At 66.8% G+C, this 23,618-nt stretch carries 15 protein-coding genes; 6 read left to right on the top strand and 9 right to left on the bottom strand.

The features are described from left to right. Nucleotides 1–10: 10 nt before the first annotated feature. The 5 genes from ASD94_RS09625 to ASD94_RS09605 all read right to left on the bottom strand — a co-directional run bounded on the left by ASD94_RS09625 (nt 11) and on the right by ASD94_RS09605 (nt 9,573). Nucleotides 11–3,811, bottom strand: coding sequence for a nitrate reductase subunit alpha (locus ASD94_RS09625; protein ID WP_056641962.1), 3,801 nt, complete (start codon nt 3,809–3,811; stop codon nt 11–13). 35 nt (nt 3,812–3,846) lie between these two features. Further along, nucleotides 3,847–5,256: a NarK family nitrate/nitrite MFS transporter gene (locus ASD94_RS09620; RefSeq protein WP_056641958.1), complete on the bottom strand. Its 1,410-nt coding sequence runs from the start codon at nt 5,254–5,256 to the stop codon at nt 3,847–3,849. Nucleotides 5,257–5,276: 20 nt separating this feature from the next. Then, a complete protein-coding gene (locus ASD94_RS09615; protein WP_056641957.1) occupies nt 5,277–6,569 on the bottom strand; it encodes a nitrate/nitrite transporter in 1,293 nt (430 codons plus the stop codon). A 335-nt stretch (nt 6,570–6,904) separates the two neighbouring features. Next, nucleotides 6,905–7,639, bottom strand: a complete 735-nt coding sequence (locus ASD94_RS09610; protein WP_056641956.1) for a response regulator — start codon at nt 7,637–7,639, stop codon at nt 6,905–6,907. Further along, entirely contained in the window at nt 7,636–9,573 is a 1,938-nt protein-coding gene (locus ASD94_RS09605) for a type IV pili methyl-accepting chemotaxis transducer N-terminal domain-containing protein (RefSeq protein WP_056641953.1), read from the bottom strand. The genes ASD94_RS09610 and ASD94_RS09605 overlap by 4 nt, the downstream gene beginning before the upstream one ends. Nucleotides 9,574–9,644: 71 nt before the next feature. On the opposite strand from ASD94_RS09605, the gene ASD94_RS09600 reads away from it, so the two are divergent. Next, nucleotides 9,645–10,577 carry a ChaN family lipoprotein gene (locus ASD94_RS09600; RefSeq protein WP_056641950.1) on the top strand — a complete coding sequence of 311 codons (933 nt, stop codon included), beginning with the start codon at nt 9,645–9,647 and terminating at the stop codon, nt 10,575–10,577. Nucleotides 10,578–10,587: 10 nt separating this feature from the next. Here ASD94_RS09600 and ASD94_RS09595 read toward each other — a convergent pair whose 3' ends face one another. Beyond that, nucleotides 10,588–12,909: a bifunctional diguanylate cyclase/phosphodiesterase gene (locus ASD94_RS09595; protein ID WP_056641946.1), complete on the bottom strand. Its 2,322-nt coding sequence runs from the start codon at nt 12,907–12,909 to the stop codon at nt 10,588–10,590. A gap of 71 nt (nt 12,910–12,980) precedes the next feature. Between ASD94_RS09595 and purU the strand changes: the two genes are divergently transcribed. The 5 genes from purU to ASD94_RS09570 all read left to right on the top strand — a co-directional run bounded on the left by purU (nt 12,981) and on the right by ASD94_RS09570 (nt 17,588). Then, nucleotides 12,981–13,829 carry a formyltetrahydrofolate deformylase gene (purU, locus tag ASD94_RS09590; protein ID WP_056641942.1) on the top strand — a complete coding sequence of 283 codons (849 nt, stop codon included), beginning with the start codon at nt 12,981–12,983 and terminating at the stop codon, nt 13,827–13,829. An 8-nt stretch (nt 13,830–13,837) separates the two neighbouring features. Next, nucleotides 13,838–14,743 carry a LysR substrate-binding domain-containing protein gene (locus ASD94_RS09585; RefSeq protein WP_056641939.1) on the top strand — a complete coding sequence of 302 codons (906 nt, stop codon included), beginning with the start codon at nt 13,838–13,840 and terminating at the stop codon, nt 14,741–14,743. A 271-nt stretch (nt 14,744–15,014) separates the two neighbouring features. Beyond that, entirely contained in the window at nt 15,015–16,514 is a 1,500-nt protein-coding gene (locus tag ASD94_RS09580) for an FAD-linked oxidase C-terminal domain-containing protein (RefSeq protein WP_056641934.1), read from the top strand. Between the two features lie 5 nt (nt 16,515–16,519). Continuing rightward, nucleotides 16,520–16,879, top strand: a complete 360-nt coding sequence (locus tag ASD94_RS09575; RefSeq protein WP_056641932.1) for a CidA/LrgA family protein — start codon at nt 16,520–16,522, stop codon at nt 16,877–16,879. Continuing rightward, nucleotides 16,863–17,588 carry an LrgB family protein gene (locus tag ASD94_RS09570; protein WP_056641929.1) on the top strand — a complete coding sequence of 242 codons (726 nt, stop codon included), beginning with the start codon at nt 16,863–16,865 and terminating at the stop codon, nt 17,586–17,588. The genes ASD94_RS09575 and ASD94_RS09570 overlap by 17 nt, the downstream gene beginning before the upstream one ends. Nucleotides 17,589–17,643: 55 nt before the next feature. On the opposite strand, the gene ASD94_RS09565 is transcribed toward ASD94_RS09570, so the two are convergent. From ASD94_RS09565 to ASD94_RS09555, 3 genes are all read right to left on the bottom strand, one after another. Then, nucleotides 17,644–18,939 (bottom strand): DUF445 domain-containing protein, encoded by a 1,296-nt coding sequence (locus ASD94_RS09565; RefSeq protein ID WP_056641926.1) that lies wholly within the window; start codon nt 18,937–18,939, stop codon nt 17,644–17,646. Nucleotides 18,940–18,972: 33 nt separating this feature from the next. Then, complete coding sequence (locus ASD94_RS09560; protein WP_056641923.1) at nt 18,973–20,112, bottom strand: aminotransferase class V-fold PLP-dependent enzyme; 1,140 nt, start codon at nt 20,110–20,112, stop codon at nt 18,973–18,975. 208 nt (nt 20,113–20,320) lie between these two features. Further along, complete coding sequence (locus tag ASD94_RS09555; protein WP_369818054.1) at nt 20,321–23,608, bottom strand: carboxyl transferase domain-containing protein; 3,288 nt, start codon at nt 23,606–23,608, stop codon at nt 20,321–20,323. Nucleotides 23,609–23,618 lie beyond the last annotated feature (10 nt).

Raw genomic sequence — 23,618 nt, 5'->3', positions numbered from 1 at the left:
GTCTTCGGCTTCAGGCGTGCGCGCCGGTGTCGGACACTTCGTCGTCCAGCCAGTCCACGCGGTCCATCTTGCGCACCAGCACGAACTCGTCGCGGTTGGTGCCGATGGTTCCGTAGTAGTTGAAGCCGTAGCTGTACTGCGCGTAGCCACCAATCATGTGGGTGGGCTTGAGCACAATGCGCGTGACCGAGTTGTGGATACCGCCACGGGTGCCGGTGATCTCGGAGCCGGGGGTGTTGATGATCTTCTCTTGCGAGTGGTACATCATCACCATGCCGGGGTTCACACGCTGGCTCACCACCGCGCGGGCCGCAATGGCGCCGTTGGAGTTGAAGAGTTCGACCCAGTCGTTGTCCACGATGCCTGCGATCTTCGCGTCGTCTTCACTCAGCCACACCACCGAGCCGCCCCGATTCAGCGTGAGCATCATCAGGTTGTCGCTGTACGTGCTGTGGATACCCCACTTCTGGTGCGGCGTGATGAAGTTCAGCTGGATCTCACGGTTGCCGTTGGGCTTCTTGCCCTCGACTTCGTGCAGCGTCTTCAGATGCACGGGTGGGCGGTAGCTCACAAAGCCTTCGCCGAAGTCGCGCATCCAGGGGTGGTCCTGATAGAACTGCTGGCGGCCCGTGAGGGTGCGCCATGGGATCAGCTCATGCACGTTGGTGTAACCGGCGTTGTAGCTGACCTTTTCGCTTTCCAGGCCCGACCAGGTGGGCGAGCTGATGATCTTGCGCGGCTGCGCCTGGATGTCGCGGAAGCGGATCTTCTCGTCCTCGCGGTGCAGCGCCAGGTGCACGTGGTCGCGGCCGGTCTGCTTGCCCAGGGCTTCCCAGGCCTTGCAGGCCACGTGGCCGTTGGTTTCGGGGGCCAGCATCATCACCACCTCGGTGGCGTCGATGTCGCTCACGATGCGGGGCATGCCTTGCGTCACGCCCTCTTCCTTCACGCGGCCGTTCAAATCGCCGAGCTGGCCGACTTCGGTCTGCGTGTTCCAGCCGATGCCCTTGCCGCCATTACCGGCTTTGTCCATCAAGGGACCCAGGGCCGTGAAGCGCTTGTAGAGGTTGGGGTAGTCGCGCTCGACCACCGTGACCTGCGGCGCGGTCTTGCCGGGGATGAGTTCGCACTCGCCCTTCTTCCAGTCACGCACGCCAAAGGGCTGGGCCATTTCGCCCGCCGTGTCGTGCATGATGGGCGTGAGCACCACGTCCTTTTCTACGCCCAGGTGGCCCACGCTGACCTCGCTCACGGCCTTGGCGAAGCCCTTGTAGATCTCCCAGTCGCTCTTGGCCTGCCAGGCAGGGTCCACCGCGGTGGACAGTGGGTGGATGAAGGGGTGCATGTCGCTGGTGTTGAGGTCATTCTTCTCATACCAGGTGGCCGTGGGCAGCACGATGTCAGAGTACAGGCAGGTGGTGCTCATGCGGAAATCGAGCGTGACCAGCAGGTCCAGCTTGCCTTCGGGGGCCTTGGAGTGCCACTGCACTTCCTCGGGCTTGGCTTCGTCCTGTCCCAGGTCCTTGCCCTGCACACCGTGGGTCGTGCCCAGCAGGTGCTTGAGGAAGTACTCATGCCCCTTGCCCGATGACCCGAGGATGTTGGAGCGCCAAACGAACATGTTGCGCGGCCAGTTGTCGGGGTGGTCCGGGTCCTCGCAGCTCATCTGCAAGCTGCCATCCTTCAGGGACTTCACCACGTAATCCTTGGCTTCCATGCCCTTGGCAGCGGCGTCTTTGGCCACCTGCAGCGGGCTGGTCTTGAGCTGGGGCGCCGAAGGCAACCAACCCATGCGCTCGGCGCGCACGTTGTAGTCGATCTGCGCGCCGTGGTAGGCCTTCTTGTCGGCCAGGGGCGAGAGGATTTCCTCCATGCCCAGCTTCTCGTAGCGCCACTGGTCAGTGTGGGCGTAGAAGAAGCTCGTGCTGTTCATCTGGCGGGGTGGGCGGATCCAGTCGAGGGCAAAGGCCAGCGCCGTCCAGCCGGTTTGGGGCCGCAGCTTTTCCTGGCCCACATAGTGCGCCCAGCCGCCGCCGCTCTGGCCGATACAACCGCACATCATCAGCATGTTGATGATGCCGCGGTAATTCATGTCGCTGTGGTACCAGTGGTTCATGGCCGCGCCGATGATGACCATGGACTTGCCATGCGTCTTGTCGGCGTTGTCGGCAAACTGGCGTGCCACGGTGATGATCTGGTCGCGCGGCACACCCGTGATCTTTTCCTGCCAGGCAGGGGTGTAGGGGCGGTCCGCGTCGTAGCTGCCGCCGGGTTCTTCACCAGGCAGGCCGCGGTCGATGCCGTAGCTCGCGGCCAGCAGGTCGAACACGGTGGCCACCATCACGCGGCCCTGGGCCTCATGGCCTGCGAGTTCCAGGTGCGTCACGGGCACGGGGCGCACCATCACATCGCTGCCCTGTTCGTTGGCCGTGAAATTGGGCGTCTGCACGCCACCGAAGTACGGGAAGGCCACCTTCGCCACGTCATGCGCCTGCGCGCCGTCTTCGATCACCGACAGCTTGAGTTTGACGGTGTTGCCGGTGCGGGCTTCCTTGTTCTCCAGGTTCCACAGGCCCTGATCGGCGCGGCCGTCAGCCCCCCAGCGGAAGCCGATGGAGCCGTTGGGCAGCGTGACCTGGCCCAGCTCGTCGTAGCCCACGGTCTTCCAGTCGGGGTTGTTGGACTGGTCGAGCTGGCCCGGGAAGTCGCTGGCGCGCACATAGCGGTCGGGCACCATGGCCTTGCTGCCATCGGGCAGCGTCTTTTCCTTCAGCACCACCAGCAGCGGCAGGTCGGTGTAGCGGCGTGCGTAGTCGTCGAAGTAGGTGCTGCGGCCCTTGCCGCCGTCCTTGAAGTAGAACTCCTTCAGGATCACGTGGCCCATGGCCATGGCCACGGCGGCGTCGGTGCCTTGCTTGGGGTGCATCCACAGGTCACCCAGCTTGGCCACTTCGGAGTAGTCGGGCGTGATGGACACGACCTTGGTGCCTTTGTAGCGCACCTCGGTCAAGAAGTGCGCATCGGGCGTGCGCGTCTGGGGCACGTTGGAGCCCCAGGCAATGATGTAGGAGCTGTTGTACCAGTCGGCCGACTCGGGCACGTCGGTCTGCTCGCCCCACACCTGCGGGCTGGAGGGTGGCAGGTCGCAGTACCAGTCGTAGAAGCTCATGCACACGCCACCGATCAAACTCAGGTAGCGCGAACCGGCAGCGTACGAAATCATCGACATCGCGGGGATGGGCGAGAAGCCGATGATGCGGTCAGGGCCATGCTTCTTGATGGTGTAGACGTTGGCCGCGGCGATCATCTGGTTGACTTCGTCCCAGGTGCTGCGCACGAAGCCACCCAGACCCCGCTGCTTTTGCCATTCGCTGCGCGAGGCGTCGTTCTCGACGATGGCAGCCCAGGCATCCACGGGGCTCTTGGCCAGGGCAATGGCGGCACGCCAGTGCTTGAGCAAACGGCCGCGCACCATGGGGTACTTCACGCGGTTGGCGCTGTACAGATACCAGCTGTAGCTAGCGCCGCGAGCGCAGCCGCGGGGCTCGTGGTTGGGCAGGTCGGGGCGGGTGCGGGGGTAGTCGGTCTGCTGGGTTTCCCAGGTCACGATGCCGCCCTTGACGTAGATCTTCCACGAGCAGGAGCCCGTGCAGTTCACGCCGTGGGTGCTGCGCACGATCTTGTCGTGTGCCCAGCGGTCGCGGTAGGCGTCTTCCCAGGTGCGGTCTTCGCCGTTGGTCTCGCCGTGGCCTTGGGCAAAGGTCTCGCGCGGTTGCGAGAAGTACGAGAGGCGATCAAGAAAATGACTCATCGGGGGCTCCTTGTTCTGTTCTGTTCAGGGGGTCTTCAGCAAGGCATGGCGGCGTTCTTGCGCGCGTAGTGCCACCAGGTGATCACGATGCAAACGATGTAGAAGGCAAAGAACGTCCACAGCGCGGCATGGGGGCTGCCCGTCAATGCGATCGAGCTGCCATAGCTCTTGGGGATGAAGAACCCGCCATAGGCAGCCATGGCGGCGGTAAAGCCCAGCGTGGCGGCGCCCAGGGTGTTGCCCTCCTTGTTGGCCTGGGCCACGGCGGCTGCGTTGCGGGGGTCCACACCGCGCATGGCTTCGGTCAGGAAGATCACGGGGATCATTCGGAAGGTGGAGCCGTTGCCAATGCCGGTGGTGAGGAACAGCACCAGGAAACACACGAAGAAGCCGCCAAACTGGCCCTCATTGCCACCCGATGGCAGGAACACGGTGACCCCCACCACGGCAATCGCCATGACGATGAAGTTCCACAGCGTGACGCGTGCGCCGCCGAGCTTGTCGGCCAGCCAGCCGCCAAAGGGGCGGATCACGGCGCCCACCAGCGGGCCCAGCCAGGCATAGGCCAGGGGATTGATGTTGGGGAACTGGCTCTTGATGAGCAGCGGGAACCCTGCGGCGTAGCCGATGAATGAGCCGAAGGTGCCGAGGTACAGCACGCACATCAGCCAGTTGTGCTTGCGCTTGAAGATGGCGGCCTGTGCAGCGAACGAGGCGCGGGCGTCGGCAATGTCGTTCATGCCAAACCAGGCCGCCAATGCCGTAAGGGCGATCCATGGCACCCAGATGAAGGCGGCGTTCTGCGTCCACACCTGGACAGTGCTGCCGTTCTTCACGATGCTCTGGCCTTCGCCACCAAAGATGCCGAAAATGCCGGCCGTGACGACCAGCGGGCTCAGGAACTGCACCACCGAGACGCCCAGATTACCCAGGCCCGCGTTCACGCCCAGTGCCGAGCCCTTGCGCTCCTTCGGAAAGAAGAAACTGATGTTGGCCATGCTGGAGCTGAAGTTGCCACCACCCAGGCCGCACAGCAGCGCAAGGATGAGCATGGTGGGGTAGGCCGTGGTGTTGTCCTGCACCGCAAAGCCGATGCCGATCGCGGGGATCAGCAGCGAAGCTGTGGAGATGGCCGTCCAGCGGCGGCCACCGACCAGCGGCACCATGAACGAATAGAAGATGCGCAGCGTGGCACCCGAAAGTGCTGGCGCCGCGGCCAGCCAGAAGAGCTGGTTGGTCGAATACTTGAAGCCCAGGCCCGGCAGGCTCACGGCGACCACGCTCCAGACCTGCCAGATGGCAAAGGCCAGGAACAGCGCGGGCACCGAGATCCAGAGGTTGAGCTTGGCGACGGCTTCGCCCTCGCGTTCCCAGAAGGTCTTGTCCTCCGGGGTCCAGAGGGTGAGCAGGCGCCCCTGGCGCCCGCTGGTGGTGGTGGCAGACATGGTGAGAGTCCTTTAAAAAATCAGCGGGTGGTCGCCGACGCAGCAGCGTCCTGCGAACCCATGACGGGGGTGCGGCGCACTTCGGTGAAGTACATCCAGATGAGCGAGACCCACACCACGCCGTACATCAGCATGAAGGCGCTGGAGCGAACGCCCGTGAGGTCCATGAGTGCGCCAAACAGGATGGGCAGGATGAAGCCACCCATGCCACCGGCCAGGCCCACGATGCCGCTGATGGCACCGATGTTCTTGGGGTAGTCATCACTGATGTACTTGAAGACGCTGGCCTTGCCGAAGGCCCAGCAGATGCCCAGCAGGAACATGAGGCCGGTGAAGGCATACACGTTCAGGCCCAGATGGAAGGTCTTGGCGCCGTTGACGGTGAGGATGGTGAAGTCGGTCTGTGGGTAGCTCAGCAGGAACAGGCAGATCCAGCTCACCCACATCACCCACCAGGTCACGCTGTGGGCACCGTACTTGTCAGACAGCATGCCGCCGATGGCGCGCAGCACGCCGCCGGGCAGCGAGAAGCAGGCAGCCAGCAGTGCCGCCACGCGAATGTCGAGGCCGAACTCACCCACGTAGTACTGCACCATCCACAGCGACAGCGCCACATAGCCGCCGAACACGATGCTGTAGTACTGGCAGTACTTGAGCACCTTGGGGTCCTTCAGCGCCTTGAGCTGGTCGGTGAACTTGACATTGCTGGGCACCAGGTGGGCCGGGTCGCTGTGGCTGAACAGCAGGAACAGCACCAGCGTGCCCAGCATGATGGCGGCATACACCTGCGGCACCATGGCCCAGCCAAAGGCCACCAGAATGACGGGCGCCACGAACTTGTTGACGGCTGCCCCCGAGTTGCCCGCGCCATACACGCCCATGGCCGTGCCCTGGCGGTGCTTGGGGAACCAGCGCGCCACATAGGGCGTACCCACCGAGAACGAGCCCCCCGCCAGACCCACGAACAGGCCGATGGTGAGGAAGTGCCAGTATTCCGTGGCGTAGCTCATGAGCCAGATGGCGGGCACGGTGGTGGCCATGACGGCAGCCATCACGATGCGGCCGCCGAACTTATCGGTCCAGATGCCCAACGGCACCCGCACCAGCGAGCCCGTGAGCACGGGCATGGACATGAGCAACCCGAACTGCGTGGAGTTCAGGTTGAGCATTTTCTTGATGGGGATCCCGATGACGCCGAACATCATCCAGACCATGAAGCAGACGGTGAAGGCGAAGGTGCTCACGATGAGCACTGACCATGCCTGACGCGTGCGTTGCGGACTGTCGCCCGGGGGCAGAGTTGCGTTTGCCATTGCACGATTCCTCTCTTTTTGCATGACAGGAATAGTCCCTCTTTTCGGAGACCTTGCCCATCCTTCGCTAGGACATGCGCAACGCGGCAGAAGGAGTAGTCACTGGGAGATAGCCATCGTTCGAAAGAACTATGGCCTTGCAAAAAGCAGCCGCAGAGCACACCGGGGACCAGAGCCGGTTTTATATCGAATAGAAATGACAACTTCAATGCATTTCTTACCGAAGGCCGGTCTCTGGATTTCGTTCAAGGCACTGCAGACGGACCGACCTGCGCGCGCCCGAGCCATGGGAACAAGAGATCCCGCCGCAGGCACCGTGCGGGCTGCTAGCTGCGCTACTCCACGCGCTGGCGGTCCGATGCGTACACCGCCGCCTGCACGCGCGAACTCAGACCCAGCTTGCGCAGGATGTGCTGCACGTGAATCTTCACTGTGGTCTCGGCGATGTCGAGCGTGCGCGCGATCTCCTTGTTGCTCGCGCCGCGTGCAATCTCGCGCAGCACGTCTTCTTCGCGCGGCGACAGGGGGGTGAATCCGTTGGCGGCCACCCCTGGGGCGTCGGCTGGCGGGGGCGATGGAGGCGTCACCTCGGGGGCGCCCTGTGACTGGAATGCCGCCACCAGCTTGCCCATCAGCTCAGGGCTGACCACGGGCTCGCCGCGGGCAGCGCGGCGTATGGCCTGAGCCAAAAGGTCGCCATCAATGGTCTTGAGCAGGTAGCCCTGCGCGCCGTTGCGCAGGGCGGTTGCCAGGTCTTGCGCGTCCTCGCTCACCGTCAGCATGAGCACACGTGATGCGGGCGACACTTCGCGCAGACCCTGGATGGCATCCACACCCATCACGCCGGGCAGGTGGTTGTCGAGCAGGATCACCTGGGGCTGCAGTTGGGGTGCCAGCCGCAGGGCCTGCGCCGCGTCACCTGCCTCGCCCACGACAGAAAGGCCCTCGTACTGCTCGAGCAGCGCGGTCAGCCCGCGCCGGAACAGCGTGTGGTCGTCCACCACCAGCAGCGTGACTGGCGTGGCGGCCGGCGCCGACGTGGAGGTAAGGGGCGGTGAGTGGGTCGTCATGGTGTGGGGGCAGATTGTGGAGCGGCTGCGGCCTCCGGCGCTGTGGTCTTGGCAAAAGCGACTGCCTGGGCAGGCGCCACGGAGGGCAACTCAATGCACACGCGGGTACCCTGCCCCGGTGTGGACTCCACCTGCACGACGGCGCCAATGCGCTGGGCCCGCTCGCGCATGATGCCCAGGCCCACATGCAGCGAATCGGGCGGCACGGAGGTGACGTCAAAGCCGGTGCCGTTGTCCTGCACCTCGAAGCGCCAGCGCGGGTGGCGGTGCACCAGCAAATCGACCCGCGTGGAGCCCGAATGCTTGCGCACGTTCGACAGCGCCTCCTGCACCATGTGCAACACCTGGATCTGCACGTCCTGCGCCAGCGGCAAGCCGTGGCCCACCATGCCCAGCGTGGTCGCCATGCCGGTCTGGTGCTCGAACTTGGACAGCGTGGCGCGCAGCGCGGACTCGATGTCCTCGTCGCTGGTACGCGTGCGAAAGTGCACCAGCAGCTCGCGCACGTCGGAGTAGCACTCGCGAACGCCCATGTCGAGCTCTCCGATGCTGCGGTCGCGCTTGGCATCATCACCCCGGGCCACAGCGTCGCGCAGCAGCTGGGTCTGGATCTTCAGGAAGGCCAGCGACTGGGCAATCGAGTCGTGCAGCTCGCGCGCGAGCAGGCTTCGCTCTTCGGCCACAGCGGCCTCTCGCTCCAGCGCGGTGGCGCGCAGGCCCTCCATGGCGCTGGCCAGATGGCGCGTCATGGCTTCGAGCAGGTCGCGCAGTTCGTCGGTCATCTCGACCGGTGAGCGGAAGAACAGATTGACCTCGCCCAGCATGCGCAACTGCATCTTGACGGGGATAGTGACCATGGTTTCAAACCCGGCATCCCGGCAGTGCGGCAGGGCCACGTCCGTGGACGGTGTGATGGGGATCACCCGGGTGCGCGCCTGGGCTTGCGGCTGACCACACAGGCAGCTGCCCGTGTGCAGGCAATGCTCGCCCTCGGCCATGGTCGCCGGCAGGCCGTCACCCGCCAGCAGCACATAGCGCTCGTTGGCCTCATTGGACCAGCGCACGGCCACAGCGTCAGCGCCCGCCACCCGGCGGATCTGCTGGACAAAGCCCTGCGCCAGCAGCTCCAGGCTGCTGGCGGTCGAGGCCAGCGCGCTCACCTCGTACAGCGCAGCCAGGCGCTGGTTCTGCACGGCGATGCTGGCGGTCTTCTCCCGCACCTTGTGTTCCAGCTCATCGTGCGATGCCTGCATCGCGTGCGCCATGAGATTGAAGCCCGCCGAGAGCTGGCCGAACTCGTCATCGGTGTCGACGGGCAGGCGCGTACCCAGCTCGCCCTGGCGCAGGCGCACCTGGGCCTGCTGCAGGCGCGCCACGGGGTTGATGACCAGCAGATAGCTCATCACCATGAAGGTCACGGCGGCCACAATGGCCAGTGCCATCATGAACAGCTGGAACAGGTGCAGCGCGGCGGTCCAGCCTGCAATCTGGACCTCGATGGCGTCCACAAAGCCATCAACCTGTTGCACAAAGGCATCGGCCTCCACCAGGATCTGTGCACGGTCCGGGGGCAACGCGCTGACCCAACCTGCGCGAGCCTCGGTCCACCGGGCACGGATGCCGTCGAACCGCATGCGCGTCTCGTCGCTCCACGGCACGGCCAGTGGGCGCGACGGATCGCCCGTGCGCAGCAGCTCCAGGCTGGCGTCGAACTGGCGCGCCCGGTCCCGCACCGCCTCAGGTGGCTCGGTCTGCAACACCAGCACCATGCGCAGCATGTTCATGCGCAGGCGGCCCGCCTCGTTCACCGCAGCAGCGCCCCCCTCGAGTTTCCAGGTCACCCACAGCGTCAACCCAATGGACGCCAGGGCCACCAGCAGGAAGCCAGCGCCCATGGCGAGGAGCTTGGCGGAAAGCGAGGGCTTGGAGCGCATGGCGCAGTGTAGGCAAGGGGGATGGGGCAACTCTTGACTTAAGTCAAGTTTGCACCCGCTAGCATGGCCGGATGCACACGCAGAACCCCCTTCTCTCATTCGCCACCCTTGCAACGGCCTGGCGCCCCTGGGCCGCTGCCTGGGCGCTGACCAGCCTGGGGGCCCTGTCAGCCTGCGCGGGCCATCCCGCCAAGGCATCCCCGCCTCCACCCCTGACCAACCCAGCCAGTCCCGGGTCGTCCGCAGCGTCCTGGACCGAACGCCTGCAGCACCTCCTGCCCGCCGATGTGCTGTTGCTGGGCGAGCAGCACGATGCGCCCGGCCACCAGCGTTTGCAGCGCGAGGCGGTGGTCTGGCTGGCCGGGCGCGGTCAGCTTGCAGCCCTGGTGATGGAAATGGCCGAGCGGGGCCACAGCACCCGGGGCCTGCCGCGCGATGCCAGCGAGGCGCAGGCCCAAGCCGCCCTGCAGTGGGACGACGCTGCCTGGCCCTGGAAGGCCTACGGCCCGGTGGTGATGGCCGCCGTGGGCGCCGGGGTGCCCGTGCTGGGTGGCAACCTGCCCCGCGCCCGCATGCGCGCCGCCATGACCAATACCGCCTGGGACCAGCACCTGCCCGCCCCAGAGCTGGCGCAGCAGCAACAGGCCGTGCGGGACGGCCATTGCGGCCTGTTGCCCGCATCGCAAATAGCGCCCATGACACGCATCCAGATCGCCCGCGACGCCAGCATGGCCCAGACGGCCCAGGAGGCGTTGCGCTCCGGCCAGACGGTGCTGCTGGTGGCTGGCGGCGGCCACGTGCTGCGCCACCTGGGTGTGCCAACGCATTGGCCGGCAACTTTGGTGTCAAAAGTGGTGATAGCGCAGGTAGAACATGCTTCAGCCGCTATCAAATCAGGTGCAGAAGCAGATGCCGTGGTCCTGACCCCGCCGCTGCCCCCGCGCGATGCATGCACAGAGCTGCGCGAGCAATGGCGCCCTGCGCCGCCCGGTCAAAAGGTCTGAGCGCGCCTTTTCAACCCTGAGCCGCAGCGGCAGGCACCGCCTGTGCGCGCAGCAGCGCCCCAAAATCATCGGCAGGCACGGGGCGGCTGCACAGGTAGCCCTGGTAGGCGTCGCAGCCCCGGGCGCGCAGAAAGGCCAGCTGGCCCTCGGTCTCCACGCCCTCGGCCAGCACCGACAGGCCCATGCTGTGCCCCATGGCGATGATGGCGGCGCTGATGGCCATGTCGTCCTCGCTTTGCGGAATGTCGCGAATGAAACCCTGGTCGATCTTGAGCACGTCGATGGGAAACCGCTTGAGCTGTGCCAGCGACGAGTAGCCCGTGCCAAAGTCATCCACCGCGATGCGCACCCCCAGCTCCCGCAGGCGCACCAGTACCTGGCGGGCCTCTTCGGTGCGCTCGGCCAGCGCGCTTTCGGTGATCTCCAGCTCCAGCAGCGCGGCCGGGAAGCCGCTGGCCTGCAGCGCGGCCGCCGTGCAGCCGGCCAGATCGGTCAGGTGGAACTGGCGCGGCGACACGTTCAGCGCCAGCGTCAACTCGGGCAGCCCCGCATCGCGCCATTGCTGGCCCTGGCGGCAGACCTCGCGCACCACCCATTCACCCAGCGGACCGATCACGCCCGAGGTCTCGGCCACCGGGATGAAGCGAGCGGGCGAGATCAGCCCCTCTTGCGGGTCGTTCCAGCGCACCAGGGCTTCGGCGCCCTGGATGCGGCCCGTGGCAATGTCGATCTGGGGCTGGTAGTACATCTGCAGATGGCCCTGGGCCAGCGCCAGGCGCAGGCGCGACTCCAGCTCCAGCCGCTCGCGAGCCGCCTGGGTCATGGCCTCATGGAAGAAGCACCAGGCGCCCCGCCCCCGCGCCTTGGCTCCGTAGACCGCCGCGTGGGCGCCCTGCAACAGCAGCTCGGTGGTGCCTGCGTGCTCGGGGAACATGCAGATGCCCACGCTGACGCCGGCCACCACCTCCAGCCCGTCGGGTGAGCGCCAGGGCTCGGCCACGGCGCGGATCAGGTGCCGCGCCACGGCGGCGGCGCCGTCGGCATGGCGCAGGTGGCGCGCCACCACGGCCAGCTCGTCGCCCGCCATGCGCCCCAGCACATCCCCGGGCCGCAGGGCCGACTGCACCTGCCGCGCAATGTGCTTGAGCACTTCGTCGCCCGTGGCATGGCCATAGCTGTCGTTCACGTCCTTGAAACGGTCCAGGTTGAGCAGCAGCACCGCAATGTGCTCACCGCTCACCTGCGCCTCCTGCACTGCCAGCTCCAGCTGGTGCCCGAACCAGGTGCGGTTGGACAGGCCGGTGAGTGGGTCGTTGTGCGCCAGATATTCCAGTTGCCGCTGCTGGGCCTTTTCTTCGGAGATGTCGGTAAACATGCACACGTAGTGCGTAATCTCGCCCGCCGGGTCGCGCACCGCCGACAGCGACATGTGCTCCGGGAAGATCTCTCCGTTCTTGCGGCGGTTCCAGATCTCGCCCTGCCAGTACCCGGTCTCGGTCAGCGCCGCCCACATGGCTTCATAAAAGGCCTTGTCGTGGCGGCCCGACTTGAACACGCGGGGCGTCTTGCCCAGCAACTCCTCCTCGGTGTAGCCCAGCAGGCGGGTGAACGCGGCGTTGACCGACAGGATGCGGCTGTCGGCGTCGGTCACGACCACGCCTTCCATGGTGTTGTCCACCACCGTGGCTGCCAGGCGCTGGCGGGCCTCGCTGCGCTGCAGCGCAGCGCGGGCCGCCTTGATCTCGTCGAGGTCCTGCACCACACACACCAGGTGCGCAGGCTCGTCCCCCACGGCAGGCGCCAGCGTCACGGTGCACAGCACGGGGACCCGGCGGTTGTTGTCCAGGCGCAGGCAATGGCGTTCGCCCACATAGTGGTCGATCTCGCCGGCCAGCAGGCGCTCCAACTGGGACGCGGCCCAGTCGCGGTCCTGGGCAATCATCACATCGCGGAAATTGAGGCCCAGCGTCTGCGCCGGAGTGGCGCCCAGCAGGTCGCACAGGCGGGTGTTGGCCCACAGAAAGCGGCCGTCCAGCGCCACCCGCACAAACCCGGCCGGCGCATGGCGCACGATCTGCGTCAGCTCCTGCGCCATGGCCATGCGTACCTTTTCGGCCCGGCGCATGCGCCGCAGCAGCCACCAGGCCAGGCCGCTGGTCAGCGCCACATAGCCCCAGCCCTTCCAGGTCTGAAAACGGGTCAGCAGGACTGGGTCGGACACCCAGTGGGCCAGCAACGCATCACCCGCAAACACCCAGGCCACCCCCAGCACCAGGTACAGCAGCATGCCCCGCCAGGGGACCAGTGATGAGGCATAGCCCTCGTTGCCCATTGCGCTCCTTGTTGGATTCACGGTTCCACGGTTTCGCGGTCCATGGCCCTTGCTGCGACAATTGCACAGCTATGACCAACGCCTACATCCTTACCCTGTCCTGCCCCGACCGCCTGGGGCTGGTGCACGCCGTCTCGGGCTTTTTGCTGGAGCACGGCGGCAACATCGAAGAAGCAGCACAGTACAACGACCACGATACCGGCCTCTTCTTCATGCGTGTGCAGTTTGCCTGCGATCAGCATGACCATGCAACGCTCAAGACCCGCCTGGCCGCGTTTGCCGAGCCCTACAAGATGCATTGGCGCCTGCACGCCACAGCAGCGCCGATGAAAACCGTGCTCCTGGTCAGCAAGGAAGGCCATTGCCTGAACGACCTGCTGTTCCGCTGCAAGAGTGGCCTGCTGCCCATCGACATCCGCGCCATCATCAGCAACCACCGCGACTTTTACCAGCTCGCGGCCAGCTACAACGTTCCGTTCCACCACATCCCGGTGACTGCCGCCACCAAACCCCAGGCCGAAGCCAGGCAGCTGGAGATTATCGAGGCCGAAGGGGCCGAACTGGTGGTGCTGGCCCGTTACATGCAGGTCCTTTCTCTTGATCTGTGTCAAAAATTGGCCGGTCGGGCGATCAACATCCACCACAGCTTCCTGCCCAGCTTCAAGGGCGCCAAGCCTTACTACCAGGCGCATGACCGGGGCGTGAAGCTGATCGGCGCCACGGCCCACTACGTGACGGCCGACCTGGACGAAGGCCCGATCATCGAGCAGGACGTGGCCCGTGCCGACCACACCGACACGGTGGAAGACCTCACCGCCCGGGGCCGCGACACCGAAAGCCAGGTGCTGGCCCGCGCCGTGAAGTGGCACAGCGAGCACCGTGTGATCCTGAACGGCCACAAGACCGTGATCTTCAGATAAAGCCTGCCATGGCCACGGCAGCCCCGTCGTCCTTCCTCAGCAGCGCGGCGCGGCGCATCCCGCCCATCCAGTGCCTGCTGACCTTCGAGGCCTTGGCGCGCCTGCGCAGCGTGACGCAGACCGCCGACGAGCTGTGCGTGACGCCCAGCGCCGTGAGCCACCGGGTCAAGCAGCTCGAACAGATCCTGGGCGTACAGCTGTTCGGTCGGGCCGATTTTTCGCTGACCACCGAGGGCAGCGCCTATCTCGCCCATGTGCGCGAAGGCCTGGGCGCGCTGCAGCGGTTTCCGGGCGCCGTGGCAGCCCCCGGGCGGCGCAGGCTCAAGCTGGCCGTCACGCCCACGTTTGCGCGCGCCATCCTGATCCCGCGCCTGCGCCAGTTCACCGAGGCCTACCCCGAAATCGACCTGGCGCTGCAGGTGTCCATTCCGCTGCTGGACGTGGTGGCCGAGGACGCCGACCTGATGGTGCGCTTTGGCGCCGGCCACTATGCCGATGTCGAGCACGCGGAGATAGCGCGGGACGTGGTCACGCCCCTGGCCTCACCCGCCTTCGTGCGCGAGCACGGCCCGTTCGACCACCCCGAAGACCTTGAAGGCGTGCCCCTGCTGCGCAGCCCGCTGGAGCCCTGGCGCACCTGGTTTGCCGCCACCGGCCTCGACTGGGCCGAACCCAGCGAGGGCTCGCAGTTCAACGACATCGGCCTGATGTGCGACGGCGCCGCCGCCGGCATGGGCGTGGCGCTGGTGCGCCTCAAGCTCGGGGCCCCCTGGCTGGAGAACGGCACGCTGGTGCGCCTGTTTGCCACCGACACCGCCAGCCCCCACGCGCACTACCTGTGCTGGCGCACGGGCACCATGGACCGGTGGGAGTGCGCAGCGTTTGCCGAATGGCTGCGCAAAACCATGGCGTAGTAGAGGCATCCCCCTGAGTCGCCTTTGGCGCCTTCCCCCTTCTCTCGGCTGCGCCGGGAAGGGTGACGCAGCCCTCGCTGCGGGGCGGCCCTTGCTCGGCTGCCCTCGCCCGAGCCGCGCCCTCCTCCACCAAGTTCGGGCAAAAATTTGCCTCTAGTGCTTGTCCCACAAACGCTGGCAGCTATCAATTGGTGAGCAATCCGGTGTTTTTCACAATCCCCTGCAGAAAAGCTCAAGCCCGGGCACCCAGCCATCCCCTACAGTGACAGCCATGAACACTGCCGCCGCCCCCACCGCAGCCCTGTCCGAACGCGCCGCACGCCAGGCCGAAGTGGTCCAGGCCTTGAGCCGCGTGGTGCCCGAGCACGCCCTGCTCTGGCACAGCGAAGACACCACGCCGTATGAATGCGACGGCCTCACCGCCTACCGACAGCGCCCCCTGGTGGTGTGCCTGCCCGAAACCTACGACGAGGTGCAGGCCGTGCTGCAGGTGTGCCACCGGCTGCAGGTGCCGGTGGTAGCGCGCGGTGCGGGCACAGGGCTGTCGGGCGGGGCCATGCCCCATGCGCTGGGCGTGACGATGTCACTGGCCAAGTTCAACCGCATCCTCGACATCAACCTCGAAAGCCGCACGGCCGTGGTGCAGTGCGGCGTGCGCAACCTGGCCATCAGCGAGGCAGCGGCGCCCTACGGCCTGTATTACGCGCCCGACCCCAGCAGCCAGATCGCCTGCACCATCGGCGGCAACGTGGCCGAGAACTCGGGTGGCGTGCACTGCCTGAAATACGGCCTCACGGTGCACAACGTGCTCAAGGTGAAGGGCTTCACGGTGGAAGGCGATCCCGTGGAATTTGGCAGCGAGGCACTGGACGCTCCCGGCTACGACCTGCTGGCCGCCGTCATCGGCAGCGAGGGCATGCTGGCCGTGACCACCGAGGTCACCGTCAAGCTCATCCCCAAGCCCCTGCTGGCGCGCTGCATCATGGCCAGCTTTGACGACGTACGCAAGGCAGGCGATGCGGTGGCCGCCGTGATCGCCGCCGGCATCATCCCCGCCGGGCTGGAGATGATGGACAAGCCCATGACCGCCGCCGTCGAAGACTTTGTGCATGCAGGCTACGACCTGAGCGCCGAGGCCATCCTGCTGTGCGAGAGCGACGGCACCCCCGAAGAAGTGGAAGAAGAAATCGGCCGCATGAGCGAGGTGCTGCGCACTGCGGGCGCCACCGCCATCAGCGTGAGCCGCGACGAGGCCGAGCGCCTGCGCTTCTGGAGCGGCCGCAAGAACGCCTTCCCCGCCAGCGGCCGCATCAGCCCCGACTACATGTGCATGGACTCGACCATCCCGCGCAAGCGCCTGGCCGACATCCTGCTCGCCATCCAGGAGATGGAAAAGAAATACCAGCTGCGCTGCGCCAACGTGTTCCACGCGGGCGACGGCAACCTGCACCCGCTGATCCTGTTCGATGCGAACGACGCCGACCAGCTGCACCGCTGCGAGCTGTTTGGCGCCGACATCCTGGAGACCAGCGTGACCATGGGCGGCACGGTGACGGGCGAGCATGGCGTGGGCGTGGAGAAGCTCAACAGCATGTGCGTGCAGTTTTCTGCGGCAGAGAACGCGCAGATGTTCGGGCTCAAGCACGCGTTTGATCCCGCGGGGTTGCTGAACCCCGGCAAGGTGATCCCCACGCTGAACCGTTGTGCAGAGTACGGGAAGATGCTGGTGCGTGGGGGGCAGATCAAGCACCCCGACCTGCCGCGCTTCTGACCGCCATGAAGTCGCTGCAAGGACTGGCCTTTCTTCTGCTCATGCAGTCGGGGGGCGAGGCACTGTCCCACTTTTTGAAGCTCCCGGTCCCGGGGCCGGTCGTCGGCATGGTGCTGCTCTTGCTCGCGCTGCGCTGGCAGCCTGTGCAGGATGCCGTGGCACCAGCGGCGGGCTTCTTGCTCCAGCACCTGTCGCTGCTGTTTGTTCCGGTGGGCGTGGGGGTGATGACCCACCTCGCGTTGCTGAGCACCTATGGCCTGCAGCTGGTGGCGGTGATCGTGCTGTCCACCTGGATTGGCATGGCGGTGACGGCGCAGGTGTTGCGTCTTCTGCAGCCCAAGGAGGACCATGGCGAACTTCGTTGAGCTGTGGGTGTACCTGGCTTCGGCCCCGCTGTTCGGGCTGACGGCCACGCTGGCGGTGTATGTGCTGGCGCAGGCGCTGTCGGTGCGCTCCGGGCACGCACCCTGGGCCAATCCAGTGATGGTGTCGGTGGCCATTCTGGCCAGTGTGATGCTGGCCACGGGCACGGCCTACCCCACGTACTTTGCGGGCGCGCAGTTCATCCACTTCTTGCTGGGCCCTGCGGTGGTGGCGCTGGGTTGGCCCCTGTGGCAGCGCCGCGCGGCCCTGCGCTCGCGGTGGGGCCGGCTGGTGCTGGCCTCGCTGGCGGGTGGCAGCGCGGCGGCTGCCAGCGCCGTCGGCCTGGGCTGGGCACTGGGCCTGCCCGGTGATGTGCTGATGTCGCTGGCCCCCAAATCCGTCACCGCCCCGGTCGCGATGGGCATTGCCGCGCAGATTGGCGGTGTGCCCGCCCTGGCCGCCGTGTTCGCGGCACTGACGGGCATGGTGGGAGCGCTGTCTGCACGTTGGTTGTTTGGGTTGATGCGCCTGCCCACCGACGCGCAAGGCATGGCACTGCGGGGCTTTGCGCTGGGCACGGCGTCACACGGCATCGGTGCGGCGCATGCGCTGCAGGTGCATGCCGAGGCCGGGGCGTATGCAGGGTTGGCGCTGGGGCTGCAGGTGGTGCTGGCGGCGGTGCTGATGCCGCTGGTGTTCCGGTTGTTGTGAGGGGTGTGGCGGGGGCATCACCTACCGTCCCGCGCTGCGCGGCGTTCCGTGGCCCTCACCCGCCCCACAAAGCCCGCCCCATGGCCCCCACGTGCGACACGCCGAACAGCAACAGCCCGATGAGCCCGCCCACCACGGTGCCATTGATGCGGATGTACTGCAGATCCTTGCCGATGTTCAGCTCGATCAGCTGCGTCATCTCCTCAGCATCCCACCGCCGCACCGTATCCTCAATGTGCTGCGCAATGAACGCCGACACATCCGGCGCCAGCCCCTCCACCCACCGCTCCAGCCGGTCATTGAATGACTGCCTGAGCGCTGCGTCCCCCGCCAGCGACTCGCCCAGCCACAACCCCAGCTTGCCCACCTGCCGCGCCAGCACGGAGTCAGCGTCGGCCAAATCGCGCTGCAACGCACTGCGCAGGTCCAGCCACAAGGTCTGCACATAGCCGCCCACCGTGGCATCGGTCTGCAGCCAGGTGCGGATCTCCTCGCCCTTGCTCGCCCATTCCGGGTCGCTGCGCAGGCGCTCGATGAAACGCTGCACAGCGGTATCAAACTGAGCGCGCAAGGCGTGCTGCGGGTTGGCAGCCACATCGGCCATCAGGCTCTCCAGCGCGCGGGCCAGCAGGGCCGAGCCCTTGTCGCCCAGCCAGTCGCTGGGCAGCAACTTCTCGGTGCGCGGGTGGTCCTTCTTGAGCCAGGCCACGATGGACTGCGCGACCCAGGTGCGGGTCTGCTCGTTCTGCAGCAGTTCGATGAGCTTGGCCAGCACGTCGTCCAGCAGCGCCTGGTGGCGGCCGTCGTGAGTCAGGGTGTCGAGCACCGCCGCCAGCGCGCGCGACATGTCCACCTGTCCGATCAGAGCACGCGCGGCCTTCTGGATGAAGCGCTCCACCTGCGCGTCCTGCACCGTGTCCAGCGCAGCCGATGCCAGGCGCGTAGCCTGGTGCCCCAGCAGCGCGGCGTTGCCGGGCGCGGTGAGCCACTGCGCCAGCCGCTCGGCCGGGTCGTGCCTGCGGATCAGCGACACCAGCGAGGGCACGTCCAGAAACTTGTCGCGCACAAAGGTGGCGAGATTGCGGCCGATGCGCGCCTGATTGCGCGCGATGACCGCTGTGTGCGGAATGGGCAGGCCGAGCGGCCTGCGGAACAGCGCCACCACCGCAAACCAGTCGGCCAGCGCGCCCACCATGGCGGCCTCGGCCATGGCTTTCACGGCGTTGAGCCACAGGCCGCGCTCGACCACGCTGGTGGCAACGAACACGGCCGTCACCAGCAACAGCAGGCCCAGCGCTTGCCGTTTGGCACAGCGCAGGGCGAGGGTCGCGCTGTCAGCCTCTGGCTTCATCCGGGCCAGCCCACTGCCCTGGCTTGCAACCCGTCAGGCAGTCGCTGCAATCTGGTCCAGCGCCTTCGACAGATGTCCCACCGTGCGGTCCACGTTGTGCCACTTCTCCAGGCCGAACAGGCCGATGCGGAAGGTCTTGAAGTCCGGACCTTCGTCGCATTGCAGCGGCACACCGGCGGCGGTCTGCAGGCCCACTTCCATGAACTTCTTGCCGTTCTGGATGCCAGGGTCGGTGGTGTAGCTCACGACCACGCCGGGCGCCTTGAAGCCCTCGGCCGCCACGCTGGGGAAGCCGCGCGATTCGAGCAGCGCGCGCACCTTGGCGCCCAGTTCGATCTGCTCGTCGCGCACCTTGGCAAATCCATATTCACGCGTCTCGGCCATCACTTCGCGCAGGCGCACCAGCGCATCCGTGGGCATGGTGGTGTGGTACGCGTGCTGGCCCTTTTCGTAGCCCTCGGCGATCTGCATCCACTTCTTGAGGTCGCACGAAAAGCTGCTGCTCGTCGTGCCTTCGATGGCCTGGCGCGCGCGTTCGCTCAGCATCACCATGGCGCAGCAGGGCGAGCCGCTCCAGCCCTTTTGCGGGGCGCTGATGAGCACATCCACGCCCGTGGCCTGCATGTCCACCCACATGGCGCCCGACGCTACGCAGTCCAGCACAAACAGCGCACCCACCTCGTGGGCAGCGGCCGTCAGCGTGCGAAGGTAGTCATCAGACAGGATGATGCCGCTGGCCGTCTCCACATGCGGGGCGAACACCACCTTGGGCTTTTCGGCGCGGATGGTGGCTGCGACTTCGTCCGCCGGGCAGGGCGCCCAGGGGGCCTGCGGGCCGCTGCCCTGCTGGCGCGCCTTGCAGACGACCGAGCCGCCGCCCAGGCCCTTGTCGGCGTCAAAAATCTGGGTCCAGCGGTAGCTGAACCAGCCGTTGCGCACGATGAGCACTTTTTCCTTGTTGGCAAACTGGCGCGCTACGGCTTCCATGCCGAAGGTGCCGCTGCCGGGCACCAGCACGGCGGTATGGGCGTGGTAGACCTCTTTGAGCGTGCCCAGAATGTCCTGCATCACGCCGGTAAAGCGCTTGGACATGTGGTTGAGCGCGCGGTCGGTGTAGACCACCGAGAATTCGAGCAGGCCATCAGGGTCGATATCGGGCAGCAGTCCGGGCATGGTGCAAAGTCTCCATCAAACAGGGGCGCCACCCCGGTGCGGGGTGGGCTAGGCGGGCCAGCTTAGCATGCACCGCGCGGCCTGCGCATGCACTCGGAGCGGCTCACAAAACTCAGCGAAGCGGTTCTGGCTAGGCGCTGCGTCGCAGGCAGTACGAACGGTACGACCAGACGCGGCAACGAAGCCAGAAGAGTTTTGTGAGCCGCTCTTACCAGGTGTCGACGAACCGGTGCCCCAGCGGCGCCACCTGCGCCGACGCCAGCCCCCGCGCCAGCCACGCGCGCGTGTCGGCCGGGTCGATCACCGCGTCGATCTCCAGCGTAGCCGCCATGTGCATGGCCTCACCGTTGGCGTAGGACTTGGCGAGCAGCTTGGCAAACAGCGCGTCGCGCTCGGTGCCCTCGGGCAGCGCCTCCAGCTCCTTGCGAAAACCCAGCCGCACAGCGCCTTCGAGCCCCATGGCGCCGAACTCACCGGTGGGCCAGGCGACAGTGAAAACGGGCGCGTGAAAGCCCCCGGCCGTCATGCCCATGGCGCCCAAGCCGTAGCCCTTGCGCAGCACCACGCTGAAGGTGGGTACGCGCAGGCTGGCGGCGGTGACGAACAGACGGCTCACGTGGCGCACCTGGGCTGTGGCTTCCACCTCGGGGCCGACCATGAAGCCGGGCGTGTCCACCAGGCTCACGATGGGCAGGCCATGCGCGTTGCACAGTTGCATGAAGCGCGCGCCCTTGTCGGCTGCATCGGCATCGATGGCGCCGCCCAGGTGTTGCGGGTTGTTGGCCAGCAGGCCCACGGGGCGGCCTTCGATGCGCGCCAGCGCCGTGTGAATGCCTGCACCGAAGCCGGTGCGCAGCAGCAGCAAGCTGCCCTCGTCCACCAGGCCGGCCATGGCCGCGCGGGTGTCGTACACGCGCAGGCGGTTCTTGGGCACCACGGCGCGCAGCAGGCGCTGGTCGGGTGCAGACCACTGCGATGTGCGGCCCTGGAAAAACGACAGGTAGTGGCGCGCGGCCTGCACCGCCTCGGCTTCGTCATCGACCAGCACGTCGATCACGCCATTGGCGTGCTGCACGCTGCTCGGGCCGATCTGCTCGGGCTTGAACACGCCCAGGCCACCGCCTTCGATCATGGCCGGGCCGCCCATGCCGATGTTGCTGGCGCGCGTGGCGATGATCACGTCGCTGCAGCCCAGCAGGGCGGCGTTGCCCGCAAAGCAGCGCCCGGCTGCGATGCCGATGACCGGCACCTGGCCCGACAGCGCGGCGTAGCTGGCGAAGGTGTGCACATGCAGCCCCGCCACGATGGGCATGTCGGTATCGCCCGGGCGGCCGCCGCCGCCTTCGGCAAACAGCACCACGGGCAGCTTCTGCGCCAGCGCGATGCCGAGCATGCGGTCGGTCTTGGCGTGGTTGCGGGCGCCCTGGGTGCCCGCGAGCACGGTGGCGTCGTAGGACATGACCACAGCGCGGGACTTCTCGTCGCCAAACAGTGCGCCGTTGATGCCGCCAATGCCTGTGACCATGCCGTCGGCGGGCGTGTTGGCAATCAGGTCTTCCTTGCTGCGGCGGCGGGCCTGCGCGGCGATGGCCAGGGCGCCGTATTCGATAAAGCTACCGTCGTCGCACAGGTCGGCAATGTTCTCGCGCGCGGTGCGGCCGCCTTGCGCGTGGCGCTTGGCGATGGCTTCGGGGCGCGCCGCGTCGAGTGTGAAGGCGTGGCGGTCGATGACACGTTGCAGGTCGGCGCGGATGTGGTCGGGGTCGTGTGCAGCGTTGCCCTGCACTCCCACATCGGCCGCATCGTCCACGGCGTCCAGCACCAGCAGTGGCTGGCCCTGAACCACGTAGCCGCCAGCCACAGCCAGCAGTGCGCCCACGCGGCCCGCGTGTGGGGCAAGCAGCACATGCTCCATCTTCATGGCTTCGAGCACGGCCAGCTCGGCGCCTGCGGCGACCACATCACCCTCGGCCACGCTCAGCTGCACCAGGCGGGCGGGCATGGGGGCCAGCACGGCGCCTTCGGGTGCGTCAGAGGCGATCTGCGGGTCTTTTTGCCCTGTAGCGCTAGTCGGATATGCCTTAGCAGCTATGTCTTTGGTAGCAACCAGAAGCTCTGGCAGCACAGACTCCAGCCAGCGCGTGTGCACCTGTTGGCTCTCCATTTCTTGCCGCGCAGCCAGCGCCTGCAGCAGCGCCAGGTTGGTGCCCACGCCGTCGATGCGGCACTCGGCCAGTGCGCGCTGCGAGCGGCGCAGTGCATCGGCAAAACGCGGGCTGCGCGTATGCACGATGAGCTTGGCCAGCAGCGTGTCGTAGTGCGGCGATGGCGTGGCGCCTGCTGCGCCGTGCGTGTCCACGCGCACGCCAGGGCCTGCGGGCAGGTCGAAACGGCGCAGCGTGCCGCTGCCAGGGGTGGCGTTGCCCTGCGCGTCCAGCGTTTCGGCATTGATGCGCCACTGAATCGCAAAGCCCAATACGGAGGGCGGTGCAGCTGGGTCGAGACCGATGTCCTGCAGCCTGCGGCCCGCCGCCAGCGCAATCTGCGCCTGCACCAGGTCCACGCCAGTGACTTCTTCGGTGATGGTGTGTTCCACCTGCAGGCGCGGATTGCATTCGATGAACACAAACGGCAGGTCGGCGCTGGCCAGGTCCACCAAAAACTCGAAGGTGCCCAGGCCCTGGTAGTCCACGGCGTGCGCCATGGACAGCGCGGCCGTGGTGATGCGCTCGCGCAATGCGCCCGGCAGCGAGGGGCTGGGCGCTATCTCCACCACTTTCTGAAAGCGCCGCTGCAGCGTGCATTCGCGCTCGCCCAGGGCGATCACCTCGCGCCCGTCGCCCAGCACCTGCACTTCGATGTGGCGGGCGTTGCCCATCAGGCCCTCCACGTACACGCCGTCCACACCAAACGCGGCCTGCGCCTCGCTGCGGCAGCGCGCGTAGGCAGCGGGCAAGTCATCGGCCGACACCACCGCGCGCATGCCGCGCCCGCCGCCGCCGCCGATGGCCTTGATCACGATGCCGGCATGGGCGTGTTGCGCGAAGAAGGCCTGCGCCTCCTGCAGCGTCACCGCCGCCTGCGTGCCGGGCATGAGCGGCACGCCTTGCTGCTGCGCCAGTGCGCGGGCCTGCGCCTTGTCGCCGAACAGCGCCAGTTGCGCAGGCGTGGGGCCGATGAAGCGCAGCCCCGCTTCGTCGCAGGCACGGGCAAAGTCGGCCCGCTCGCTCAAGAAGCCGTAGCCCGGGTGCACGGCATCACAGCCCTGCACCTGGGCGATGGCGATGAGGCGCGCGCCGTCCAGGTAGGCGGCCGGACCGGTGGCGCCCAGCGCCACGGCCGCACTGGCCGCCTGCACATGGGGGCTGGCGGCGTCGTCGTCGGCATACACGGCCACGCTGGCAATGCCGAGGTCGTGCAGGGCGCGCACGGTACGCAGTGCGATTTCGCCCCGGTTGGCTACCAGCACTTTGGTGAACAGAACAGAAGATGGCATGGGGCAGTTG

The sequence above is a fragment of the Acidovorax sp. Root70 genome (assembly GCF_001428225.1).
In the GTDB taxonomy this organism is placed as follows: Bacteria; Pseudomonadota; Gammaproteobacteria; order Burkholderiales; family Burkholderiaceae_C; genus Acidovorax.
Note: the sequence above shows the minus strand (reverse complement) of the source record. Positions and strands in the feature narration are given on the sequence as shown.

What these genes read in the sequence shown, in the direction of transcription:
- ASD94_RS09625 (WP_056641962.1), bottom strand. Translation starts at nt 3,811, where the DNA reads ATGAGTCATTTTCTTGATCGCCTCTCGTACTTCTCGCAACCGCGCGAG.
- ASD94_RS09620 (WP_056641958.1), bottom strand. Translation starts at nt 5,256, where the DNA reads ATGTCTGCCACCACCACCAGCGGGCGCCAGGGGCGCCTGCTCACCCTC.
- ASD94_RS09615 (WP_056641957.1), bottom strand. Translation starts at nt 6,569, where the DNA reads ATGGCAAACGCAACTCTGCCCCCGGGCGACAGTCCGCAACGCACGCGT.
- ASD94_RS09610 (WP_056641956.1), bottom strand. Translation starts at nt 7,639, where the DNA reads ATGACGACCCACTCACCGCCCCTTACCTCCACGTCGGCGCCGGCCGCC.
- ASD94_RS09605 (WP_056641953.1), bottom strand. Translation starts at nt 9,573, where the DNA reads ATGCGCTCCAAGCCCTCGCTTTCCGCCAAGCTCCTCGCCATGGGCGCT.
- ASD94_RS09600 (WP_056641950.1), top strand. Translation starts at nt 9,645, where the DNA reads ATGCACACGCAGAACCCCCTTCTCTCATTCGCCACCCTTGCAACGGCC.
- ASD94_RS09595 (WP_056641946.1), bottom strand. Translation starts at nt 12,909, where the DNA reads ATGGGCAACGAGGGCTATGCCTCATCACTGGTCCCCTGGCGGGGCATG.
- purU (WP_056641942.1), top strand. Translation starts at nt 12,981, where the DNA reads ATGACCAACGCCTACATCCTTACCCTGTCCTGCCCCGACCGCCTGGGG.
- ASD94_RS09585 (WP_056641939.1), top strand. Translation starts at nt 13,838, where the DNA reads ATGGCCACGGCAGCCCCGTCGTCCTTCCTCAGCAGCGCGGCGCGGCGC.
- ASD94_RS09580 (WP_056641934.1), top strand. Translation starts at nt 15,015, where the DNA reads ATGAACACTGCCGCCGCCCCCACCGCAGCCCTGTCCGAACGCGCCGCA.
- ASD94_RS09575 (WP_056641932.1), top strand. Translation starts at nt 16,520, where the DNA reads ATGAAGTCGCTGCAAGGACTGGCCTTTCTTCTGCTCATGCAGTCGGGG.
- ASD94_RS09570 (WP_056641929.1), top strand. Translation starts at nt 16,863, where the DNA reads ATGGCGAACTTCGTTGAGCTGTGGGTGTACCTGGCTTCGGCCCCGCTG.
- ASD94_RS09565 (WP_056641926.1), bottom strand. Translation starts at nt 18,939, where the DNA reads ATGAAGCCAGAGGCTGACAGCGCGACCCTCGCCCTGCGCTGTGCCAAA.
- ASD94_RS09560 (WP_056641923.1), bottom strand. Translation starts at nt 20,112, where the DNA reads ATGCCCGGACTGCTGCCCGATATCGACCCTGATGGCCTGCTCGAATTC.
- ASD94_RS09555 (WP_369818054.1), bottom strand. Translation starts at nt 23,608, where the DNA reads ATGCCATCTTCTGTTCTGTTCACCAAAGTGCTGGTAGCCAACCGGGGC.